This window comes from uncultured Streptococcus sp., assembly GCF_902463925.1.
In the GTDB taxonomy this organism is placed as follows: domain Bacteria; phylum Bacillota; class Bacilli; order Lactobacillales; family Streptococcaceae; genus Streptococcus.
The window spans coordinates 75,093-97,550 of record NZ_CABQHE010000002.1; the positions used below are offsets into that span (position 1 = coordinate 75,093).

Consider the following 22,458-nt stretch of genomic DNA (forward strand, 5'->3'; position numbering starts at 1 on the left):
GTCATGACGATTCTAGCACTTCTTTCCATATGGAGAGTGATTTTTGATTTGGTTGGGTTGATTACTATTGGGAGACACTCTTTTCTATTTATTAATCAGACCACTTCCCTTATATTTTCTTTAGATTATACTATTGGTTCCTCCTTGGCACTATAGATGATATTTGGTGGTCTGTGGCAACAGTTATCACAGTAGGTTACGGGGAAAGTATCCTTAAAACCCTTGTAGGTAAGGTGATTGCTGTTGTGCTCATGCTTAGTGGAATTACTACTCTGGGGTTGTTGACTAACTCTCTTAATAATATTTTGTACGTTCAGGTCGTCAAACTGAACGAAAATTAGCTGAGTTTGAGAAGGAGTTGGCTGAACAACATGCCATTATTGAGGAAATCAGAAGTACGGTGCTTGCTATGAGTAGGAAAATGGATAAGAACGACGACTAGGTTTTCTATGGCTTAAAGATTGTACTTTCTATAATAGAGGCACTTTTTTGCTCCTATATTCCATAGCTAGTAAGTTCTCAAACTAGGTCTTTTTGTCAATTAGTCCAAAATTTGATAGAATGAACCCTGTATACTTTTATTTGAGAGGTCCTTATGACCAAATTTAATTTTTTCTTAGTGGTGGAGGCTCTTCTTTTAACTCTAGGCTTAATCACCATCTTTAATAATGATATTACCAGTTTTATTTTCATACTGGTTTTGACCTTGTTGGCAGTTCGCTTCTTTAACAAGGAGTCCAAGAGCGACTTTGTCTTGACAATCTGCTTGATTTCACTTTTTCTGGTTTCTATGTGGAATATCTATGTGGTTCTTGCTATCTTAGTGGGTGTGGCCTATGTCATGATTAACCATTTTTCACAGGTCAAGAAAAAGAATCGCTACGCTCTCATTCAATTTAAGGAAGATGACTTGAATCCACAGGCTGTGCGAAATCAGTGGATTGGGACTCGTATGGAACCTGTCAGTGATCGCTATGACTTTGATGATATTAATATTATCCGTTTCTTTGGGACAGATGTGATTGATTTGACCCAGGTTGTCGTTTCAGGTCGAGAAAATGTCGTCATTTTACAGAAACTTTATGGGCCAACGACAATCTTGGTACCAATTGATGTTTCTGTAAAGCTGAATATATCAGCTATCTATAGCTCTGTGACCTTCTTTAATGAAGATGAATACGACCTCCGTTACGAAAGATTGACCTTGCAGGGAGCGGAGTATGAGCATGCCCATCGCACGGTTAAATTGATTCTCAATGTGGGAGCTGGACCAGTGGAGGTACGTCGTAAATGAAGAAACAGTACCTATTTTTAATCCTAACTTATTCAGTTGTTGTTTTAATTGGGGTTACCCTTGTGGTTATGGATAGCTTTAACCTCAACTTTTCGCTGGTTTTCGGTAGTATTTCTCAGGCATTTCACTTCTTTTTTAACATGTTTTTTGTGGTTCTGAGTTTGCTCATTTTACTGTATATTCTTTGGGCCATTGCTAATGATAATAGTATGCGTTCGGTCAATCAGGACTTGCGTCGTATTATCAATAACCAGCCAGTCAAACGTCAGGGAGATATTGAGTTGGACAAGAATATGATGCGTCTATCTCATAAAATGCGTAAATTGACCAAGGATCTGCAAAAAACGGAAAATGCTCAGGCTTTGCAAAGTCGTGATATTCTTAAGAAAGAGCGAGGCCGCATTGCTCGAGATCTTCACGATACCGTTAGCCAGGAGCTTTTTGCGGCTAGTATGATTCTCTCTGGTGTCTCTCAGATGGTGGGCCAGCTAAGTAAGGAAGATTTACATAATCAGATTCAGGCAGTCGAGGCCATGCTGACAGATGCTCAAAATGATATGCGTGTCTTGCTTTTGCACCTTCGTCCGACAGAGCTTGAGAACAAGACCTTACAAGAAGGCTTGCAGATGATTCTTAAGGAATTAACCGATAAATCCAATATCCGTGTTGTCTACAAGGATATGGTCAAGAAAGTGCCCAAACGTATTGAAAATAATCTCTTTAGGATTGCCCAAGAGTTTATCTCTAATACCCTTAAACATGCCAAAGCTAGCCAAATAGAGGTTTACCTCTATCAAAATAGTCAGGAAATTCAGTTAAAAATGCTAGATAATGGTGTTGGTTATGATTTGAATGCCTCGACTGACGAGATGAGTTATGGGCTAAAAAACATTCAAGAGCGTGTTGATGAAATGGCGGGAACTGTGCAGTTCCTATCAGCTAAAGGTAAAGGGACGTCTATTGATGTTCGTGTGCCAATATTAAGAGGAGAAGACAATGTCGAATAAGATTAATGTGATTTTGGTAGATGACCATGAAATGGTTCGTTTAGGCCTTAAGAGTTTCTTGAATCTCCAAGGAGATGTAGAGGTGGTGGGAGAGGCAGGAAATGGTCGTGATGGTGTCGATCTTGCCCTGGAGTTGCGTCCAGACGTTGTTGTTATGGATCTTGTTATGCCTGAGTTAGATGGTGTTCAGGCGACTTTGGAATTACTCAAAGAATGGCCTGAAGCTAGGATTCTAGTTTTGACCAGCTATTTGGACAATGAAAAAATTTATCCAGTCATTGAAGCTGGCGCCAAAGGCTATATGCTTAAAACGAGCAGTGCAGCAGAGATTCTAAATAGTATCCGAAAGGTTTACCGTGGAGAAGAAGCTATCGAAACTGAGGTGGATAATAAAATTAAATATCACGATAGTCATCCGGACTTACATGATGATTTGACCGCACGTGAACGTGATATCTTAGCCCTCTTAGCTAAAGGCTATGACAATCAAACCATTGCTAATGAACTGTTTATTTCTTTAAAAACAGTCAAGACCCATGTGTCTAATATCCTTGGAAAATTAAATGTTGATGACCGTACTCAGGCTGTAGTTTATGCCTTTAGACATCATCTGGTTTCACAGGATGATGAATAAATCTATTTTAGGAGTTGGAAAAGGTTAATTATGGCTGTGCAAATTATCTCTTATTTTGCGAGTCAAAGTGTTTGACTTTATTTCTAGCAACATATATAATTAAATTATCCTAAAACTTTTCTTTTTTATATGAGGTTGCTTTAACCTCGAATCATCAATCTAAGGTCACTTAGATGATGAAATCTCCTAACTCCTAGCAATCGGTTATGCCGATTGTTTTTTTTTGAAAAAAAGTTAAGAAAGGTATTGACAGCCTCCTGATTTTTCTGTAAAATAACAAGAGTCTTTTGGGGTATAGCCAAGCGGTAAGGCAAGGGACTTTGACTCCCTCATGCGTTGGTTCGAATCCAGCTACCCCAGTTCTATCTGAGGGTAGAGATACAGATTATGGTCCGTTGGTCAAGGGGTTAAGACACCGCCTTTTCACGGCGGTAACACGGGTTCGAATCCCGTACGGACTATAAGCACCAGCTAGAGAAAGCTGGTTTTTTTGTGTCCTTTTTGATAAAATAGAGGGGTTGACTGGTCTAAGCTAGACATTTTATATCGCTTTAAAATAAATAATAACAAGAATCTAACCTGGTTTAAAACGTGTGTTTTGAGATGCCGTCATAGGCTACTTGATAATTCGTTGACTCATGGTTTGATTTGAATAAGAAATAATAAGGAAGTTAAATGACATATTATAACGTTGGAAAGATTGTAAATACACAGGGATTGCAGGGTGAACTTCGTGTTTTGTCTGTAACAGATTTTGCGGACGAACGTTTTAAGAAGAAGAGTGTACTAGCTCTTTTTGATGACAAAGATAATCACATCATGGATGTCGAGATTGCGAGTCACCGTAAGCATAAGAACTTTGATATCGTTAAGTTCAAAGGGCTTTATCATATCAATGATGTAGAAAAGTATAAAGGTTGCAGTCTCAAAATTGCTGAGGAAAATCTAACAGATCTTGATGACGGTGAATTTTACTACCATGAGATCATTGGACTTGATGTTTATGAGGGAGAAAATCTCATCGGTCAAGTCAAAGAGATTCTCCAACCAGGTGCTAATGATGTTTGGGTAGTGAAGCGTAAAGGTAAGAAAGACTTGCTCTTGCCTTATATTCCACCAGTAGTTCTTGATGTTGATGTAGCTGCTGGTCGTATTGAGGTTGAGCTCATGGAAGGATTAGACGATGAAGATTGATATCTTGACTCTATTTCCAGATATGTTTGCTCCCTTGGAACACTCCATTGTTGGTAAGGCAAAGGACAAGGGACTCCTAGAAATCAACTATCACAATTTCCGTGAAAATGCGGAGAAGGCACGTCATGTAGATGATGAACCCTATGGTGGTGGGCAAGGCATGTTGCTACGTGCCCAGCCAATTTTTGATACCTTTGATAAATTAAATGTGACTAAGCCTCGCGTTATTCTCCTAGATCCCGCGGGTCGTACCTTTGATCAGGCCTATGCAGAAGAATTGGCGCAAGAAGAGGAATTGGTCTTTATCTGTGGCCATTATGAGGGCTATGATGAGCGTATCAAAACTTTAGTGACTGACGAAATATCACTAGGAGACTTTGTCTTGACTGGGGGAGAGTTGGCTGCTATGACTATTGTAGATGCTACTGTCCGCTTGATTCCTGAGGTCCTAGGTAAGGAAGCTAGTCATAAGGATGATAGTTTCTCGTCAGGGCTTTTGGAATTTCCACAGTACACTCGCCCAGCTGAGTTTCGTGGCATGAAGGTGCCAGATGTACTCTTGTCAGGTCACCATGTCAATATTCGACGTTGGCGTATGGAGCAGAGTTTGCGTAAGACATGGGAGCGTCGACCAGATCTTTTGGAAAACTATGATTTTACGGATGAAGAACGTCAGATTTTAGAAGAGATAAAAGCAGAAGGAAAATAAAATGTCAGAAGAAAAGATTTATGATATTACCATTATCGGTGGTGGACCAGTAGGACTTTGGGCTGCCTTTTATGCCGGTCTACGTGGCATGACTGTTAATATTATTGAGAGTCTGTCAGAACTTGGTGGACAGCCTGCCATTCTCTACCCTGAGAAAAAAATCTATGATATCCCAGCCTTTCCTCAGACGACAGGTGCCGAATTGACAGAAAACCTCTTGACTCAGCTTAAGCGTTTTGAAGATCGTGTCAGCATTCATTTGAAAGAGGAAGTTCAAACCTTTGAAAAGACCGATGGCGTCTTCACAATTGCTACTAGCAAGGGCCAACACTTGTCTAAGGCTATCGTCATTGCCTGTGGAAATGGTGCCTTCGCTCCACGTCCATTAGGTGTGGACAATGAAGAAGAATATGCGGACAATAACTTGTTCTATAATGTGCATAGCCTGGACCAATTTGCTGGCAAGAAGGTTGTGATTGCTGGTGGTGGGGATTCAGCTGTTGACTGGGCCAATCACCTAGATGGGATTGCTGAGAGTGTGACCTTGATTCACCGACGTGATGCCTTTCGTGCCCATGAGCATAGTGTAGAGCTTCTTCATCAATCATCAGTTAATGTGATGACACCTTATGTACCCCTTGAAATCAAGGGTGAAAATGGTCTTGCCAAAAGTTTGACTGTTCAAAAAGTGAAGTCAGATGAAGTTGTGGAATTGCCGCTTGATGCCCTTATTGTTAGCTTTGGCTTCTCAACCAACAATAAAAACCTTCGTAACTGGAATGTTGACTTCAAACGCTCTAGCGTTACGGTCAATGCTCAGTTTGAAACTTCACAAGAAGGTGTTTATGCTATTGGTGATGCAGCAGAATATGAAGGTAAGATTGACTTGATTGCTGTAGGAATGGGTGAAGCTCCTATCGCTATCAACCAAGCCATCCAATATATTAATCCAGACGGTAAGAATCGTCCGGTTCACTCAACATCATTAATTGAAGAATAATGTCAAAAGAAGACTTTGTCTTCAAACTAAGGAGAGACTTGTCTCTCTTTTTTCATGTCTAAAAACGTGGTATAATACACCTATGGCTACAACGAAAAAAACGAAAAAAAGGACGGCTTCTAAGAACGGTAAGAAGCGTCTTACAAAAGCAGAATTAGACAGACAGAAGGCGATTAAGCGAATGCTATGGACCTTCTTTTTTGCCTTTGTCTTAATTTTCCCAGTCTTTCGATTGGGTTTCTTTGGGGTTGCCCTCTATAATATCTTTCGAGTATTTGTGGGGAGTATGGCTTACCCTTTAATTTTTGCTATCTATGTTTATCTCTTTGGCTTTAAATGGTTACGTAAACATAGTAACTATGTAACAGGATTTTGGATGGTCTTTGTGGGGCTCTTGTTGGAGTTTCACGCCTATCTCTTTAGTCTAGAACGCATGAGTGGTCTGGATATTTTCCCTGGTACCAAGGATTTGCTTTTTGGGGAACTTGTGAGTGTGCAAGTCGCTCGTTTTGCGGGTGGCGGTATGTTGGGGGCTCTCCTATACCAACCGATTTCCTTCCTCTTTTCAAATATCGGTAGCTTCATGATTGGGGTATTGATCATTCTCTTGGGTGCCTTCATTCTTAGCCCTTGGGATGTCTTGGATATCATGGAGTATGCTAAGGAAGCTTGGCAGAAAGGAGCTGAGAAGCGTTTGGAACGGACGGCTCAGCGTCAGGAGAAGAAGGCAGAACGTCAGGCTCAGAAAGAGCGTGAAGCAGAAGAACGTGCCGAGGCCGAGCACCTGGCTGATTTGACTGTTGACGAGGAGACGGGAGAAATCTTGGATGATGCCGCAGAAGCCTTGCCACAAGAAGCTGAGATTTTTGCACCTGAACCTGAAATCAGAGATTATGCCTCTGAGGATTACTATGATAATCTGCCTCCAGGGGATTATGAGGATTTCCAAGATAGTTATGTTCCCTATCCGGAGGAATTGCCAACCGAAGAATTTCCACCATCTATGGTGGTTGAGGGAGATGATGCTCCTGTTGAGGTTGATTTTACACCGAAGAAACTCCTACAGTATAAACTTCCTGATATAGATCTCTTTGCACCTGATAAACCAAAGAGTCAGTCTAAAGAGAAAAACATCGTTCGTAAGAATATTCGAATCTTAGAAGATACCTTCAAAAGTTTCAACATTGATGTCAAGATTGAGCGGGCTGAGATTGGACCGTCTGTAACTAAGTATGAGGTCAAGCCTGCTGTTGGGGTTCGAGTCAATCGTATCTCCAATTTAGCGGATGACTTGGCTCTGGCTCTTGCTGCAAAAGATGTCCGTATTGAGGCACCTATACCTGGAAAGTCTTTAGTTGGTATCGAAGTGCCTAATTCCGAGATAGCAACGGTTTCTTTCCGTGAACTTTGGGAACAGTCCAAGACGGATCCTAATAAGCTCTTGGAAGTTCCTCTTGGTAAGGCTGTTGATGGTTCAGCTCGTAACTTTGACCTAGGTCGGATGCCTCACTTGTTAGTGGCTGGATCAACTGGTTCTGGTAAATCTGTTGCGGTTAATGGAATCATCTCTAGTATTCTTATGAAGGCTCGCCCAGACCAGGTTAAGTTCCTTATGGTCGATCCTAAGATGGTTGAACTTTCTGTTTACAACGATATTCCTCATCTCCTTATCCCTGTGGTGACCAATCCACGTAAGGCCGCCAAGGCTCTTCAAAAAGTGGTCGATGAGATGGAAAATCGTTATGAACTCTTTAGTAAGTTTGGCGTGCGTAACATTGCTGGCTACAATGCCAAGGTGGAAGACTGGAATGCCCAGTCGCAAGAGAAACAGATTCCCTTGCCTTTAATTGTGGTTATCGTCGATGAGTTGGCTGACTTGATGATGGTGGCCAGTAAGGAAGTGGAAGATGCTATCATTCGCCTTGGACAAAAAGCACGTGCAGCTGGAATTCACATGATTCTCGCAACCCAACGTCCATCGGTTGATGTTATCTCCGGTTTGATTAAGGCCAATGTGCCATCTCGTGTGGCCTTTGCTGTGTCTTCTGGAACAGATAGTCGTACCATTTTAGATGAAAATGGGGCAGAGAAACTACTCGGACGCGGGGATATGCTTTTCAAACCGATTGATGAGAATCATCCTGTTCGTTTGCAAGGTTCCTTTATTTCAGATGATGATGTGGAACGTATTGTGACCTTTATTAAGGAGCAGGCTTCAGCTGACTATGACGAGAGCTTTGATCCTGGTGAAGTTTCAGAGAATGATTTTGGTGGTGGTTCATCCACTAATGGTGGTAGCTCGGAAGGGGATCCTCTCTTTGAAGAAGCGAAGGCCTTGGTATTGGAAACACAAAAAGCTAGCGCTTCTATGATTCAACGTCGTCTGTCGGTTGGATTCAACCGTGCCACTCGTTTGATGGAAGAACTGGAAGAAGCCGGAGTGATTGGACCAGCTGAAGGCACTAAGCCACGTAAGGTTTTGATGACTCAAGAGTGATGATGGGAAAAGTACTACCCACCATTTACATATGTTTTAAAAATAATAAAAGGATGAGAGAGTAACTGTTTCGGCGCAAATTTTCTCATTCTTTTTTATGTTTAACACAAATCAAAAAGTGTCAAACTGTTTCATAATAACGCTTACAAAACGAACGCTTTTTGCTATAATAAAAGAAAAGTGAGTAATAAAGATTAAAGGAGTTTAAAATGGACAATTTATTAACCGTTCATTTTCATAGTATGCATGGCGACTATTCGAGATATAATATGTGGAAGTGGCTAGATGGTTATTGGGGCGAAGAAGCCTATTTTTCTCGCGAGGATGATTTTGGACTGGTAGGTCAGCTCACCTTTCCGGCTAATCGTTTTATTGACTATGTCAATCTCTTGGTTAAGACGGAAGATTGGTCAAAGCAGACACATGATTATCGTATCAGACGTTTCTTGGGGGATGCCCCGAATGCTATTTGGGTGGTTGAAGGAGACCCGACTGTTTATTATTCTAAACAGGCTGCTTTGACGAGTCATAGTTTTGAAGGGCGTGATCAGCATGCCTTTGATATGGCTCTTCGTAGACAGGAATTTGATCAAAAGTGGGGATTTCAAGGTTGGTTAGGACATAAGTATGAAAAAGGTTCCACAGAGTTTCGCCTTTGGGGGCCACTAGCTCGGCGTGTGCAGCTACTACTTTTTAAAAAAGGTAGTAAAACTAAGGTGATTAAGATGAGCCGAGGAACCAGTGTAAATAAGGATCGTCACGAGATGAACACACACGGTGTTTGGAGCGTCTCTGTCCCTGGGGATTTGGATGGGGTAGCCTATCAGTTTCGAGTCTACCATGAGGAGAGTTTCTATCAAGATACTAGAGATCCGTATAGCATTGCCCTTAGCTTAAATAATAAAAAGAGCTTGGTGGTAAACCCTGAGCGTTTGGTTCCTAAGGGGTATCAGAAGGTTACAAGACAAGAGGCCAACTGGCGTAATGCCAACGCCTGCTCATCTGTTATTTGTGAGATGCATCTACGAGACTTCTCAATCTCAGAAACATCTGGTGTTAAGAAGGCATATAGAGGGACTTATCTGGGTGCCTGCCAGAAAGGAACTAAAAATGCCCAAGGGGATGTGACTGGTTTTGATTATATCAAACGCATGGGTTACAACTATGTCCAGTTACAGCCGGTCTTTGATCATCACAAGAACTATGATAAGAATGGTAATCTTCTCTATAATTGGGGATATGATCCCGAAAATTACAATGTTCCAGATCGTCAGTTTGCGGTTGATCAAAAAAATCCCTTAGCACCAATTTTGGAGCTTAAGAAGATGATTCAGGCCTACCATGAAGCGGGTATTGGGGTTATCATGGATGTTGTTTATAACCACACATATTCGTCATACAGTTCGCCCTTCCAACTGACAGTACCAGCTTATTATTACCGTATGCATGACAATGGTTCATTCCAAGATGGATCAGGTTGTGGGAACGAAACGGCTAGTGAGAAAGAAATGTACCGCAAGTATATGATTGATTCTTTGACCTATTGGGCAGAGGAATTTGGAGTGGATGGTTTCCGTTTTGACCTTATGGGCTTGCATGACGTTGCTACTATGAATGCCATTCGTTCAGCCATGGATGATATAGATCCTAGGATTCTTATTTATGGTGAAGGATGGGACATGGGGATTGGGCTTCCTGTGGACCAAAAGGCCAAGAAGGATAACGCAGCTTTGATGCCTAGAATAGGATTTTTTAATGACAATGCGCGTGATGCCGTTAAAGGGGCAGAAGTCTATGGACAAATCAGCAATGGTTATGTGTCCGGAGCTCCTTTAGAAGACAAAATTGCTAAGAGTTTACTTGGTAGCCGTGGCTTTGTAAACTACCTCATGCCAGGTCAGGTTCTTAACTATATTGAAGCTCATGACAATTACAATTTGAATGATCTTATGCATCATCTGCATCCACATGATTCGCCAGAGGATATTGAAAAACGAATTTACTTGGCTAACGCTCTTAATCTGACTATGCAGGGGATGTGTTTCATGCAATTAGGGCAAGAATTCCAGCGTAGTAAGATGGTTGCAACAGGTGAAGATGGAAATTACACAGAAGCAGATGTTAAGCGTGCTATGAATAGCTACAATGCCCCTGATGAGGTAAATTGTGTGGATTGGAATCAGGTGACTCTTAAGAAAGAATTGATTGATAAAATTGCCAAATTAATTGAACGCAAGCGAACAGTAGCAGAATTTTCATATCGTTCATATGCGGATATATATGATAATCTCTACGTGACTAAAGCAGACTTTGCTTCAGGTATCGTGGAACTACATATTTCTGGAAAACTGGATGAAACCTTAGTGTTCGATAATATGAAAAAAGATTTAGAGGTTTACTGACAAGGCAGTAAAAAAATGATATAATATAGAAAACGCTTACAAAATTGATTTTTGTGGGCTTGAAAGCTCTATCATCGTAAAGGGTTTTCTGGTGTATTTACAGATATTAATTACAATGTTTTAGTGCCTTGATATCTCTTATCAAGACGAGTTTAAGGAAGGAGTGATGGTATGAATCTTGATGAAGCCATGTACACGTTTGGAACAGGTGAGAACTTCCACCTTCAGAATTATTTGGGTGTGCATGAATTGGAGGGTGAAGAAGGATTTGTCTTCCGTGTGTGGGCCCCTCATGCTGAGCAGATTCAGGTAATCGGAGATTTCACAGGTTGGTTTGATGCACCTCTGGATATGACTAAAAACCATATCGGCGTTTGGGAGGCGACTTCAGCTCTCCCTGAAGAAGGACAACTTTATAAGTTCTTGGTGAAACGTAAGGGAGGTCAAGTCGTCGAAAAGATGGATCCTTTTGCCACTTATTTGGAACCACGCCCAGGAACAGGAGCTGTCATTCGTAAGCAGAAAGCTAAGAAGTGGAAAGATGGCCTTTGGATGGGGTGTCGCAAACGATTTGGGTTCCAAAAACGTCCGGTAAATATCTATGAAGTTCATGCATCGTCTTGGAAACTAAAAGAGGATGGTCAGCCTTATACTTTCAAGGAATTGAAAGAGGAGTTGATACCATATTTAGTTAAGATGAATTATACTCACGTGGAATTTCTGCCACTCATGGCTCACCCATTAGGGATGAGTTGGGGTTACCAGCTCATGGGTTACTTTGCTTTTGAGCATACTTATGGTACACCAGAAGAGTTTCAAGATTTTGTTGAAGCATGCCACCAGAATAATATCGGTGTCTTAGTGGACTGGGTCCCAGGTCACTATACACAAAATGACGATGCTTTGGCCTATTTTGATGGCACACCAACATTTGAATATCAAGATCACGATCGAGCTCATAATTATCGTTGGGGTGCATTGAACTTTGACTTAGGAAAAAATCAAGTACAGTCATTCCTTATTTCAAGTGCTCTTTATTGGATTGAGAATTATCATATCGATGGTATCCGAGTGGATGCAGTTTCTAATATGCTCTATTTAGACTATGATGAGGGTCCATGGATGCCCAACAAGGATGGTGGTAATCGTAACTTGGAAGGTTACGGCTTCCTTCAAAAACTCAATCGTGAAATTAAAAAACGCTATCCAGACGTTATGATGGTTGCGGAAGAATCAACTGCAGCAACGCCAATTACACAACCTATTGAAGAAGGTGGTTTAGGCTTTGACTTCAAATGGAATATGGGTTGGATGAACGATATCTTAAGATTCTACGAGGAGGACCCTGTTTACCGTCAGTATGATTTCAATCTGATGACTTTCAGTTTCATGTATTGCTTCAATGAAAACTATGTTCTACCATTCTCACATGATGAGGTGGTACATGGTAAGAAGAGTATGATGCATAAGATGTGGGGCGACCGATACAATCAGTTTGCTGGTCTTCGTAACCTCTACGCTTATCAACTCTGTCACCCAGGTAAAAAATTGCTCTTCATGGGATCTGAATTTGGTCAATTCTTAGAGTGGAAACATGATTACCAACTTGAATGGGGAAATCTTGAAGATGAGATGAACCAGAAGATGCAGGCCTTCACTAGTCATGTGAATGCTTTCTATAAGGATCACAAGTCTCTCTGGCAGATTGATGATTCTTACGATGGTATTGAGATTATTGATGCGGATAACCGTGCTGAAAGTGTTCTTTCTTTTATCCGTAAGGGTGATAAAGGTGATAAGGGGGATATCCTAGTCTGTGTCTTCAATCTTACTCCAGTGGAACGTAAAGACTTCACTATTGGCTTGCCAATTGCCGGTATTTACGAAGAAGTCCTTAACACTGAGATGGAAGAGTTCGGTGGTGTCTGGAAGGAAAGAAATCCTGATACCCGTACCCAAAAAGCGAAGTGGAAGGATTATGAAAATACTCTTAGCTTTACATTGCCAGCTCTTGGAGCAAGTATTTGGCGTGTTAAACGTCGCTTGAAATAAAGGTTAGATGTAAATGTGTACACGATTTGTTTTTCAGAGATGATAGAAAGAAAGTCGCGGTTGAAAGAAGCTTTTGGGCGCCCAAACTATTACTACACTGAGAAACCTACTTTAATTGTCATAATCAGTTTCGACTGATTGTCTTACATTCTTTTGAGGATGGAACTAAAAATCATGAGGGGGACTATTCATGAAAAATGAAATGTTGGCTTTGATCCTTGCTGGTGGGCAAGGAACTCGTCTTGGAAAATTGACCCAAAGTATTGCCAAACCAGCTGTTCAGTTTGGTGGACGCTACCGTATCATTGACTTTGGTTTGTCTAACTGTGCCAATTCAGGAATTAACAATGTAGGTGTCATTACACAGTATCAACCACTTGCTTTGAATAATCATATCGGTAATGGTTCAAGTTGGGGCTTGGATGGTGTTAACTCTGGTGTATCAATTCTTCAACCTTACTCAGCTAGCGAAGGTAATCGTTGGTTTGAAGGTACCAGCCACGCTATTTATCAAAACATTGACTATATCGATAGCATCAATCCTGAATATGTTTTGATTTTGTCTGGTGACCATATTTACAAGATGGACTATGACGATATGCTCCAATCTCACAAAGACAACAACGCAAGTCTTACAGTCGCCGTTCTAGATGTGCCACTTAAAGAAGCTAGACGTTTCGGTATCATGAACACTGATGCTAATAACCGTATTGTTGAGTTCGAAGAAAAACCTGAAAATCCTAAATCTACGAAAGCATCAATGGGTATTTACATCTTTGACTGGAAACGACTTCGTAATATGTTAGTTTCAGCTGAAAAGAACTCAGTTGGTATGTCAGACTTTGGTAAGAACGTTATCCCAGCTTATCTTAAAACAGGTGAAAGCGTCTTTGCTTATGAATTTGAAGGCTATTGGAAAGACGTAGGTACTATCGAATCCCTTTGGGAAGCAAACATGGAGTACATTTCTCCTGAAAATGCCTTGGATAGTCGTAACCGTCAATGGAAAATTTACTCACGTAACGTGATTGCTACACCAAACTTCTTTGGTGAACATGCTCATGTTGAAGATTCACTCGTTGTTGATGGCTGTTTGGTTGATGGAACTGTTAAACATTCTGTGCTTTCAACAAATGCACAAATTCGTGAAGGTGCAGTCGTTGAAGATTCAGTGATTATGAGTGGTGCAGTTATTGGTAAAGGTGCAAAAATTAAACGTGCTATTATCGGTGAAGGTGCACACGTTTCTGATGGTGTGGAAATTGACGGTACAGAAGAAGTGCAAGTCGTAGGATACAATGAAGTAGTGGGGGTACCAAAAGATGAAGATTGATAAATATTCTGCAATTCTAGGAAATACCGTAGGATTCCATGACATGGATGGCCTGACTGATCAACGTCCTATTGCCAGTCTACCATTTGGTGGAAAATATCGCCTCATCGACTTCCCGTTGTCTAACTTGGCTAATGCTGGTATCCGTAGCGTCTTCGGAATCTTCCAAAACGAAAACATCAGTTCTGTCTTCGACCATATTCGCTCAGGTCGTGAGTGGGGCTTGTCTACTCTCCTCAGCCACTACTATCTTGGTATCTACAATACTCCAGTTGATAGTTCAACTGTTGATAAAGAATACTATCGTCAAATTTTGACCTACCTTAAACGTTCAGGCTCAGACCAGACTGTAGCTCTTAATAGTGATGTTTTGGTCAACATTGATCTTAACCAAGTTTTCCACCTTCACAATGCAACAAAACAAAAAGTTACTGTAGTCTACAAAAAACTTCCTAAAGAACTCATTTCAGATGTAAACAGCATTTTGGATATTGATGAATCTGATAAAGTTCTTAAGCATGAGCTCTTCCAGGGTGGGGATAAAGAAGTTTATAATATGTCTATAGACATATTTGTCGTGGATACACGATTCTTGATTGAAAAATTGGAAGAAGAAGCTGCTAAAGAAGAGCCACGTAAGCTTCGTTATGTGCTTCGTGATTTGGCAGTTGCTGAGAATGCTTTTGCTTACGAGCACACTGGTTACCTTTCAAATATCCACTCAGTGAAAGCGTACTTTGATGCCAACTTGGATATGTTGGAATCACAAAAATTCTATTCACTTTTTGCACCAAACCAAAAAGTTTATACAAAAGTAAAAAATGAAGAGCCAACATATTATGCAGACTCTTCTGAAGTTAAGGTTTCACAATTTGCATCTGGTTCGATCGTACGAGGTAAAGTTGATAACTCAGTGATTTCACGTAATGTTGACTTATCTGAAGGATCCAGTATTAACCATTCGATTATCTTCCCACGTGTTAAAGTTGCTAAAGGTGCAACAGTTAAATATGCTATTGTGGATAAAGATGTTGAAATCGCTGAAGGTGTTACGATTCGCGGTACAGAAAACAATCCAGTTGTCATCAAAAAAGGTAGTGTTGTAACAGAGGATATTGTACGATGAAAATTTTATTTGTAGCAGCAGAGGGGGCACCTTTTGCTAAAACTGGCGGTTTGGGTGACGTTATCGGTGCTCTTCCTAAATCTCTAGTCAAAAATGATCACGAAGTTGCCGTAATTCTACCATATTATGATGTGGTTTCGGCTAAATTTGGCAATCAAGTTGAAGACCTTGGCTTCTTCTATACAAATGTTGGTTGGCGTCGTCAATATGTCGGTATTAAGAAAATTGTCCGTGATGGTGTGACCTTCTTCTTCATTGATAATGAGCAGTATTTCAACCGAGGTACGGTATACGGTGAGTGGGATGATGGTGAGCGTTTTGGCTTCTTCCAAATGGCCGCCCTTGAGTTGATGGAAAAAGTGGACTTTATTCCAGACATTCTCCATGTTCATGACTATCACACAGCCATGATTCCATTCCTTCTTAAGGAAAAATACCATTGGATTCAAGCTTACCAAGGTATTAAGACGGTCTTCACTATCCATAATATTGAATTCCAAGGTCAATTTGACAGTGGTATGCTTGGGGAAATCTTCGGTGTTGGTTACGAGCGTTATGCAGACGGTACGCTCCGTTGGAATGACTGCCTCAACTGGATGAAAGCCGCGGTTCTTTACGCAGATCGTGTCACAACAGTTTCTCCATCTTATGCTGGTGAAATTCAAACACCTGAATTTGGTAAAGGTCTTGATCAAGTCATGCGCATGGAATCTGGTAAGTTGTCTGGTATTGTTAATGGTATCGATACAGACCTCCTTGATCCAGAAACAGATACTCACATTCCTTATCATTTCTCGGTGGATGATTTATCAGGTAAAACCCAAGACAAGGCAGCTCTTCAAGAGCGTGTTGGCCTCCCAGTTCGTGAAGATGTTCCATTGATTGGTATTGTATCACGTTTGACAGACCAAAAAGGTTTCGATTTGGTGGTTAACGAACTTCACAATATTTTGCAACATGACGTCCAGATTGTTCTTTTGGGTACTGGTTACAGCGACTATGAGAATTCTTTCTCTTGGTTTGGTCATGCTTATCCAGAGAAAATGTCTGCCAACATTACCTTCAACTTAGAGTTGGCTCAACAAATTTATGCTGGTTGTGACATTTTCCTCATGCCTTCAGCCTTTGAACCATGTGGGCTCTCACAAATGATGTCTATGCGTTATGGTACCTTGCCAGTGGTTAGTGAGGTTGGTGGTCTTCGTGATACTGTTGAACCTTTCAACCCTGTAACGGGATCAGGTACAGGATTCTCATTTGGCAACTTTTCAGGTTACTGGATGGTTAAAACCCTTGAAAAAGCTCTCGATATGTACAAAAATAATGCTGATGCTTGGAAACAACTCCAGCACAATGCTATGACTTGTGATTTCTCATGGGATACAGCAAGTTTGGCATATGTTGATTTGTATAAACAATTAGTGTAATCCAAAGGTAACTTTTCTCGAAAGGGAAAAGTTATCTTCATGTAAAAAAGTTTGAAAGCGTTGTAACTGCAGTTGAAAAAAACAAGATAGTCGCCCAAATCTTGTTGCTAAAGCAAATGAGAGAGGAGCTATCTAGAAGTATAACTCTCATTATGTTATCATTAATTTAATTTTTTTGACATTTTTTGTAAATAAAGATGCAGAAACTGAGGTTTCTAATCTTGACTTTCAAGTTTTGGAAGTTTTAAAGAAATTTCCAGTTCCCTTTTATCTTAATATTCACTCTATAAGATGTGTATCAAAGGTATAGAAGTATAAGAAAGGATTTCTATGCAATTCGAAAATTTAACAAAAGAACAATTTATCCGTGATTTTAAAGATACGCTCCATCAAGAACAGTTGATTAGAGTGGCTAAGGCTACACCAACCGAAATTTTCACAGCCTTGGCTGGTTTGATTCGTAAGTATTACACTGACACATGGATTGAACGTAAGCATGCACTTTCAGACAATCAAGAAAAGATTGCTTTCTACTTCTCAATCGAATTCCTTCCAGGTCGTATGTTGGAAACTAACCTCCTCAACCTAGGTATTCTTGACCTTGTTAAAGAAGGTTTCGCAGAACTTGATATCGACTTCCGCGAAGTAGTAAAAGCCGAGCATGACATGGCACTTGGTAATGGTGGTCTTGGTCGTTTGGCTGCTGCCTTCATGGATTCACTTGCGACTACTGGTTACCCAGGTTTTGGTAATGGTCTTCGTTACCGTTATGGACTTTTCAAACAACGTATTGTTGATGGTTATCAAGTTGAATTGCCAGATGGTTGGTTTGGCTCAACAGGGAATGTTTGGGAAACACGTAAAGACCATGATACCGTTGATGTGAAACTCTTCGGTGATGTTGTCCTTGAAAGCAATGAAGATGGTCGTTTTGTTCCAACTTATAAGAATGCTCAAGTCCTTCGTGCCGTACCTTACGATGTGCCACAAATTGGTTACCAAAATGGTGTGATTAACAACCTTCGCCTTTGGGATGTTGAAATTCCTGAAGAATATGAGTTGGATTACCCAACATTGGAAGCTCGCCGTCGTGTGAAAGATATTACAGCCATTCTTTATCCAGATGATTCAACGATTGAAGGTAAAGAATTGCGTTTGGTTCAAGAGTATTTCATGACAAGTGCAGGTCTCCAAACCATTATCAAATCTTACCTCAAGATGGGCTTGCCATTGAAAGATATCCACGAAAAGGTGTCTGTTCACATCAATGATACTCACCCTGCGGTAGCACCAGCTGAATTTATGCGTCTCCTCCTTGATGAATACGGTCTTTCATGGGAAGATGCTTGGAATGCGACTGTTAAGACAATGAGCTACACTAACCACACAATCCTTCAAGAAGCCCTTGAAAAATGGGATCAACAGCTCTTCAAACGTGTTCTTCCACGTGTTTACCAAATCATCTTGGAAATAGACAACCGTTATGTAGCTGAAATGGCTGGACGTGGTGTTGTTGCAGATGTTATCGAACGCACACGTATCGTTAAGGATAACCAAGTACATATGGCTAATTTGGCTATCATTGGTGGTCATTCAGTCAACGGGGTTGCCAAACTCCACACAGAACTTCTTAAAGAAGATACGCTTCACGACTTCTACAATATTTATCCTGAAAAATTCAATAACAAGACAAATGGTATCGTTCCACATCGTTGGACACAAATTGCAGCTCCAGAACTTTCAGCAGCAATTGATGATGTGATTGGTGACGGTTGGCGTAACGACATTCATGAGCTTGAAAATCTTACAACCTACTTGGATGACAAGGAAGTCTTGAACCAGTTCTATCAAGTTAAGAAGACTGCTAAACAACGTTTGGCAGACTACATCAAGGAAACTACAGGAGTAGAAGTGTCAACAGATGCTATCTTTGATGTTCAAGTGAAACGTCTTCACGCTTACAAACGTCAATTGCTTAACCTTCTTCACATCATCAAACTTTATTGGGATCTGAAAGATAATCCAGATAAAGACATGCTACCACGTGTATTCATCTTTGGTGCCAAAGCTGCACCTGGTTATCACTTCGCAAAATCTGTTATCAAACTCATCAACGAGGTTGCCAATCTTGTTAACAATGATGAAAGTCTTCAAGGCAAACTTAAAGTAGTCTTCCTAGAAAACTACCGTGTAAGCCTTGCAGAACTTATCATTCCAGCAGCAGATGTATCTGAACAAATTTCATTGGCTTCTAAAGAGGCCTCTGGTACTTCAAACATGAAATTCATGATGACTGGTGCTATTACCTTGGCAACACTTGACGGTGCCAACATTGAAATCAAGGACGAAGTTGGCGATGAGAATGTTGTTATCTTCGGTATGGACAAGGACGAAGTTTATGAACACTATGCACGTCACGATTATTATTCTCGTGCAGTTTATGAAAATAACCCAGTCATTCGTCGTGTCGTTGATACCTTTGTTAACGGTACGATTCCAAATGCTCAAGCTGAAGGTACTGAAATCTATGAAGCACTTATAACACACAACGATGAATACTTCCTCTTGGAAGATTTCGCTGCTTATGTAGAAGCTCAAGAGAAAATCGATGCCCTTTATCGTGATCATGACAAGTGGGCACGTATGAGCTTGGCTAATATTGCTAAATCTCATAAGTTCACTTCAGATGATACGATTACAGAATACGCTAAAGAAATTTGGGAATTGAAAAAATAGGCGATAGCTTATAAATCACAAAAAAGATAACGACTAGAATTGGTCGTTGTCTTTTATTTTTTTAAGAAGAGAGGAGTCGTAGACGGCCAAGTAGCATTTATAAAATGTAGTAGGAGTTTACCCGCAGATCTATCTTAGCCCTTGAAACTTGCACTTGCATATCAAGGTGTTATAATGACCTATAGGTATAAGTATCAAAAAGGGGGAAAATTTATGGCTTTACGTAGCCAATTAATTACCAAAGAGTTTCCAGAATTAGATAGGGTAGAGCGATTAAACAACGAGGCTTTTCCAGAAGAAGAACGTATTCCTTTGAGTGAGTTCTTACAACTAGATGGCCGTGATGATTATCATTTCTTTGCCTTTTATGACGAAGATGATTTTGTTGGATTTGCCTCAGTTCTCTACAATGCCAAAGTTTTTTATGTAAGTTTCTTTGCCATTGTCCCTCAAATGCGGAGTCATGGCTACGGAAGTGAGATTATTGATAAACTGGTGGACTTTTATGGACCATCGCGTTCTATGGTCTTGGAAGTAGAGCGCTTGGATGAACCCAATGACAATCCTGAGCAACGTGCGGCGCGTTGGGATTTCTATAAGCGTAATGGTTTTAAGACTTCCAACGCCTTTTTGGAATATGAGGGCTTAAGCTTTGAAATTCTCTATCGTGGCGATCACTTTGACGAAGAAGCCTACAGAGAGATATTTCATAAGCTTCAGGAAAATGCTTATTTTGATTTTAGTATCAAACATCGTCGCTTGAGTGATTTATAAAAAATTGAGTTAAACAGGTACTATTTGGCCTGTTTTTTCATTTGTTTTCAACGTTTGCCAATCGTTTTCAGAATATTTTGTCGTCCTATGCTATAATGGAGGTACTATGAAGAAAGTAATTTTACAGTATTTGGCAAGTGCTCTGACTGTAATCCTCATACTTGGTCTTGTGGTTTTTGATCGGCATCAAAACCAATACTTGGTCACAAAGGTCAATGATCCCGAGATTTCCTATATTTATCAGGATTCTCTTGAAAATCTAGACAAACTGGCTCTGAGTCGAGCTGGGGTCATTCAATCCTATCAACTCGCTCCCCTGTCAGTTAGGAAGGAAAACGGTAAGCTTCGTCTAGCTCTCCATATCAATCATTCCTATGATATGCAGGTAAATCTTGTCCTTAAGGCCGATATCTACGGTGATTTATCTGTGGTTGAAGCGACGCCGTCAAAGGCTTTGAAACTGGCTTTGGAGGCTGAGCCTTATCAGAAACGGTTGACCTTAATTTCCCAAAAGGCAGATGCCATTATAACTCGTGATCACTGGGATCAAGGCATTAAACCGGCCTATGTGGCTCAGGTCAGAAGTAAGATGAAGAAGACTTCTTTGAACCAGTTGGATAAGGTTCTGCAAAAAATCGATCAAGAAAGTAAGGAAGTGGGCTCAGATACCTATACAGCCTTTTTCCAAGCTTCTAAACTGCCTAATCGTGACAAGCTCAATTTGGTTATGGAGCACATGCAGGTTTATGTAGATAAGTATCAGTTCCTTCAATTAGGGAAGTCAGGTTATAAATTTTCCAAGAAACTAGAGCCAACCAGTCCTTTTTACAGTTACTTCCGCGAAGCTATTATGGAGACTTATCAGACGGATCTAGGGCTTGGGGTGGATGACTTAGGTATCAAGCTCCATCTTTTTAGGTCTTGGATTGATAAGCAGTCCATGGACTATATTAGGACCAACTACAAGGGCAAGACGGATTTGGACAAGCTTCTGGCCTACAGCAAGGACAAGAAGATTCGTCTGGATTATACGACAGGTGCTTCCTACCATAATCGAAGCTTGGGAGACTTTACCTATCCGCAGAACATGAAAATTCAGCTACCTCAGACCAGTGTCATGGGCCCTTACGGAGTTAGCAATTCCCGTTTTATTGAGTTTATTGTCAATATGGATACAGGGAGATTTGTCTCTGAGTGGAATGTCTACAAGAAAAGGAAAGACGACAGCATCGACTCTAATCCTAAGCATTATAAGATTGAAGATGGTGCTGACATTGCCGATACGGACTCTGCTAACTATGGGCTGTCTAAGGGCTTGAATGCTGACTTACCGGCCTATCTCAATAATAGCCATACCTATCTCGATGTTCGTCACCCTGCTGACAATGCGATTAGACGCAAGATGGTTAGGAAGTGGAAAAATCCCAAGAATGTCTTAAACGGTGGGCGCTATGCCGATATTGTTAAAAAAGGAGGCTTGAAAGACCTTGAAACATGGAGACAAGTTAAAGCTGAAGACCGGCTCCAGGTCTACAATGCTTACCTTGATTATATTCGCTCTCATCTTGTGCTTAATGGGTTTGACAGCTTTTACCAAGAAACCTACAAGTCCCAAGGTGGAGACAAAAAAGACTGGAACCCTTGATAGTGTTCTTGTCGCTAAAAATTTCTATCGTGTAAGGGATGCCTATGCCATCAAGCTCTACGGGCAGGATGAGGGGATGTCCTTTGATGTGGCTGGCCAAAGACTTTTTGGATCAAACATTGCTATTAAGGATGGCTTACTATATGGTTCCAGTCTTGGGGATTTAACCATTGAGGCTTATTTTCAAGGAGAGGTGTCCTACCTCTTAGAGGCTACCCAGAAGCTCCCAGTAGACAAAAATCGCATAAAAGCTAATCACTATAGTCAGGATATTGTTCTGAATAAGGTCTGGTCTAATCTGGAAGGCCAAGAGACCTCCAACAGTATCATCACTCAGTTTCAGGATAAGACCTTACTCAGGCTGCGCATCAGCTACAACAAAGAGTTTCTTCCCACAAAGATTCAAGGTTTCTACAATAGTCAGACCTTTAATGGCTGGCGGGATCTCTTTTACATAGATTATCCTTATAGTGATCAGGAAGCCTTCAATCAGGCTCAAGATGCCTACATACAACACATCCAGTACATGGAAACTCATCCTGAGGAAGAAGCAGGAGAGTTTGGTTAATAAAGCAAAATCACCTTTATCTCGAGATAAAGGTGATTTGTTTGCTCCTAAGATTTAAGT

17 protein-coding genes and 2 tRNA genes are annotated in these 22,458 nt (G+C 40.7%); all 19 read left to right on the forward strand.

From position 1 onward, the window contains the following. Positions 1-173: 173 nt before the first annotated feature. The 19 genes from RDY04_RS02135 to RDY04_RS02225 all read left to right on the forward strand — a co-directional run bounded on the left by RDY04_RS02135 (position 174) and on the right by RDY04_RS02225 (position 22,398). Positions 174-341, forward strand: a complete 168-nt coding sequence (locus RDY04_RS02135) for an ion channel (protein WP_303951648.1) — start codon at positions 174-176, stop codon at positions 339-341. A gap of 254 nt (positions 342-595) precedes the next feature. After that, positions 596-1,294: a cell wall-active antibiotics response protein LiaF gene (gene liaF, locus RDY04_RS02140; RefSeq protein ID WP_295494997.1), complete on the forward strand. Its 699-nt coding sequence runs from the start codon at positions 596-598 to the stop codon at positions 1,292-1,294. Continuing rightward, positions 1,291-2,301: a sensor histidine kinase gene (locus RDY04_RS02145; RefSeq protein WP_048788123.1), complete on the forward strand. Its 1,011-nt coding sequence runs from the start codon at positions 1,291-1,293 to the stop codon at positions 2,299-2,301. The genes liaF and RDY04_RS02145 overlap by 4 nt, the downstream gene beginning before the upstream one ends. Next, a complete protein-coding gene (locus RDY04_RS02150) occupies positions 2,291-2,935 on the forward strand; it encodes a response regulator transcription factor (RefSeq protein ID WP_117647092.1) in 645 nt (214 codons plus the stop codon). Before RDY04_RS02145 ends, RDY04_RS02150 begins: the two co-directional genes overlap by 11 nt. Before the next feature lie 288 nt (positions 2,936-3,223). Next, a tRNA-Gln gene (locus RDY04_RS02155) sits at positions 3,224-3,295 on the forward strand. A 29-nt stretch (positions 3,296-3,324) separates the two neighbouring features. Beyond that, positions 3,325-3,396: transfer RNA gene (locus tag RDY04_RS02160), tRNA-Glu, on the forward strand. A 214-nt stretch (positions 3,397-3,610) separates the two neighbouring features. Further along, entirely contained in the window at positions 3,611-4,129 is a 519-nt protein-coding gene (gene rimM / locus RDY04_RS02165) for a ribosome maturation factor RimM (RefSeq protein ID WP_303951652.1), read from the forward strand. Beyond that, the gene (gene trmD / locus RDY04_RS02170) at positions 4,119-4,838 is read left to right on the forward strand and encodes a tRNA (guanosine(37)-N1)-methyltransferase TrmD (protein ID WP_002886864.1); all 720 of its coding nucleotides are present in this window, start codon (positions 4,119-4,121) and stop codon (positions 4,836-4,838) included. Before rimM ends, trmD begins: the two co-directional genes overlap by 11 nt. A 1-nt stretch (position 4,839) precedes the next feature. After that, positions 4,840-5,838, forward strand: a complete 999-nt coding sequence (locus RDY04_RS02175) for an NAD(P)/FAD-dependent oxidoreductase (protein WP_303951658.1) — start codon at positions 4,840-4,842, stop codon at positions 5,836-5,838. A gap of 82 nt (positions 5,839-5,920) precedes the next feature. Continuing rightward, on the forward strand, positions 5,921-8,335 hold the full coding sequence (locus tag RDY04_RS02180) for a DNA translocase FtsK (protein ID WP_303951660.1): 2,415 nt from the start codon (positions 5,921-5,923) through the stop codon (positions 8,333-8,335). Between the two features lie 209 nt (positions 8,336-8,544). Continuing rightward, positions 8,545-10,737 carry a type I pullulanase gene (pulA, locus tag RDY04_RS02185; protein WP_303951663.1) on the forward strand — a complete coding sequence of 731 codons (2,193 nt, stop codon included), beginning with the start codon at positions 8,545-8,547 and terminating at the stop codon, positions 10,735-10,737. 171 nt (positions 10,738-10,908) lie between these two features. Then, positions 10,909-12,789: a 1,4-alpha-glucan branching protein GlgB gene (gene glgB / locus RDY04_RS02190; protein ID WP_303951666.1), complete on the forward strand. Its 1,881-nt coding sequence runs from the start codon at positions 10,909-10,911 to the stop codon at positions 12,787-12,789. A 190-nt stretch (positions 12,790-12,979) separates the two neighbouring features. After that, the gene (locus tag RDY04_RS02195) at positions 12,980-14,122 is read left to right on the forward strand and encodes a glucose-1-phosphate adenylyltransferase (protein WP_303951669.1); all 1,143 of its coding nucleotides are present in this window, start codon (positions 12,980-12,982) and stop codon (positions 14,120-14,122) included. Continuing rightward, positions 14,112-15,248, forward strand: coding sequence for a glucose-1-phosphate adenylyltransferase subunit GlgD (gene glgD / locus RDY04_RS02200; RefSeq protein WP_303951672.1), 1,137 nt, complete (start codon positions 14,112-14,114; stop codon positions 15,246-15,248). The genes RDY04_RS02195 and glgD overlap by 11 nt, the downstream gene beginning before the upstream one ends. Beyond that, positions 15,245-16,675, forward strand: coding sequence for a glycogen synthase GlgA (glgA, locus tag RDY04_RS02205; RefSeq protein WP_303951675.1), 1,431 nt, complete (start codon positions 15,245-15,247; stop codon positions 16,673-16,675). The genes glgD and glgA overlap by 4 nt, the downstream gene beginning before the upstream one ends. Before the next feature lie 330 nt (positions 16,676-17,005). Further along, on the forward strand, positions 17,006-19,411 hold the full coding sequence (locus RDY04_RS02210; protein ID WP_303951678.1) for a glycogen/starch/alpha-glucan phosphorylase: 2,406 nt from the start codon (positions 17,006-17,008) through the stop codon (positions 19,409-19,411). 213 nt (positions 19,412-19,624) lie between these two features. Continuing rightward, on the forward strand, positions 19,625-20,185 hold the full coding sequence (locus RDY04_RS02215) for a GNAT family N-acetyltransferase (RefSeq protein ID WP_303951680.1): 561 nt from the start codon (positions 19,625-19,627) through the stop codon (positions 20,183-20,185). Between the two features lie 106 nt (positions 20,186-20,291). Beyond that, on the forward strand, positions 20,292-21,830 hold the full coding sequence (locus RDY04_RS02220; RefSeq protein WP_303951683.1) for a DUF1310 family protein: 1,539 nt from the start codon (positions 20,292-20,294) through the stop codon (positions 21,828-21,830). Further along, positions 21,802-22,398 (forward strand): hypothetical protein, encoded by a 597-nt coding sequence (locus tag RDY04_RS02225; RefSeq protein WP_303951685.1) that lies wholly within the window; start codon positions 21,802-21,804, stop codon positions 22,396-22,398. Before RDY04_RS02220 ends, RDY04_RS02225 begins: the two co-directional genes overlap by 29 nt. Positions 22,399-22,458: the final 60 nt, after the last annotated feature.

Excerpts from the sequence above, each read along its gene's own strand:
- liaF (WP_295494997.1), top strand. The coding sequence starts at position 596 with ATGACCAAATTTAATTTTTTCTTAGTGGTGGAGGCTCTTCTTTTAACT.
- RDY04_RS02145 (WP_048788123.1), top strand. The coding sequence starts at position 1,291 with ATGAAGAAACAGTACCTATTTTTAATCCTAACTTATTCAGTTGTTGTT.
- RDY04_RS02150 (WP_117647092.1), top strand. The coding sequence starts at position 2,291 with ATGTCGAATAAGATTAATGTGATTTTGGTAGATGACCATGAAATGGTT.
- rimM (WP_303951652.1), top strand. The coding sequence starts at position 3,611 with ATGACATATTATAACGTTGGAAAGATTGTAAATACACAGGGATTGCAG.
- trmD (WP_002886864.1), top strand. The coding sequence starts at position 4,119 with ATGAAGATTGATATCTTGACTCTATTTCCAGATATGTTTGCTCCCTTG.
- RDY04_RS02175 (WP_303951658.1), top strand. The coding sequence starts at position 4,840 with ATGTCAGAAGAAAAGATTTATGATATTACCATTATCGGTGGTGGACCA.
- RDY04_RS02180 (WP_303951660.1), top strand. The coding sequence starts at position 5,921 with ATGGCTACAACGAAAAAAACGAAAAAAAGGACGGCTTCTAAGAACGGT.
- pulA (WP_303951663.1), top strand. The coding sequence starts at position 8,545 with ATGGACAATTTATTAACCGTTCATTTTCATAGTATGCATGGCGACTAT.
- glgB (WP_303951666.1), top strand. The coding sequence starts at position 10,909 with ATGAATCTTGATGAAGCCATGTACACGTTTGGAACAGGTGAGAACTTC.
- RDY04_RS02195 (WP_303951669.1), top strand. The coding sequence starts at position 12,980 with ATGAAAAATGAAATGTTGGCTTTGATCCTTGCTGGTGGGCAAGGAACT.
- glgD (WP_303951672.1), top strand. The coding sequence starts at position 14,112 with ATGAAGATTGATAAATATTCTGCAATTCTAGGAAATACCGTAGGATTC.
- glgA (WP_303951675.1), top strand. The coding sequence starts at position 15,245 with ATGAAAATTTTATTTGTAGCAGCAGAGGGGGCACCTTTTGCTAAAACT.
- RDY04_RS02210 (WP_303951678.1), top strand. The coding sequence starts at position 17,006 with ATGCAATTCGAAAATTTAACAAAAGAACAATTTATCCGTGATTTTAAA.
- RDY04_RS02215 (WP_303951680.1), top strand. The coding sequence starts at position 19,625 with ATGGCTTTACGTAGCCAATTAATTACCAAAGAGTTTCCAGAATTAGAT.
- RDY04_RS02220 (WP_303951683.1), top strand. The coding sequence starts at position 20,292 with ATGAAGAAAGTAATTTTACAGTATTTGGCAAGTGCTCTGACTGTAATC.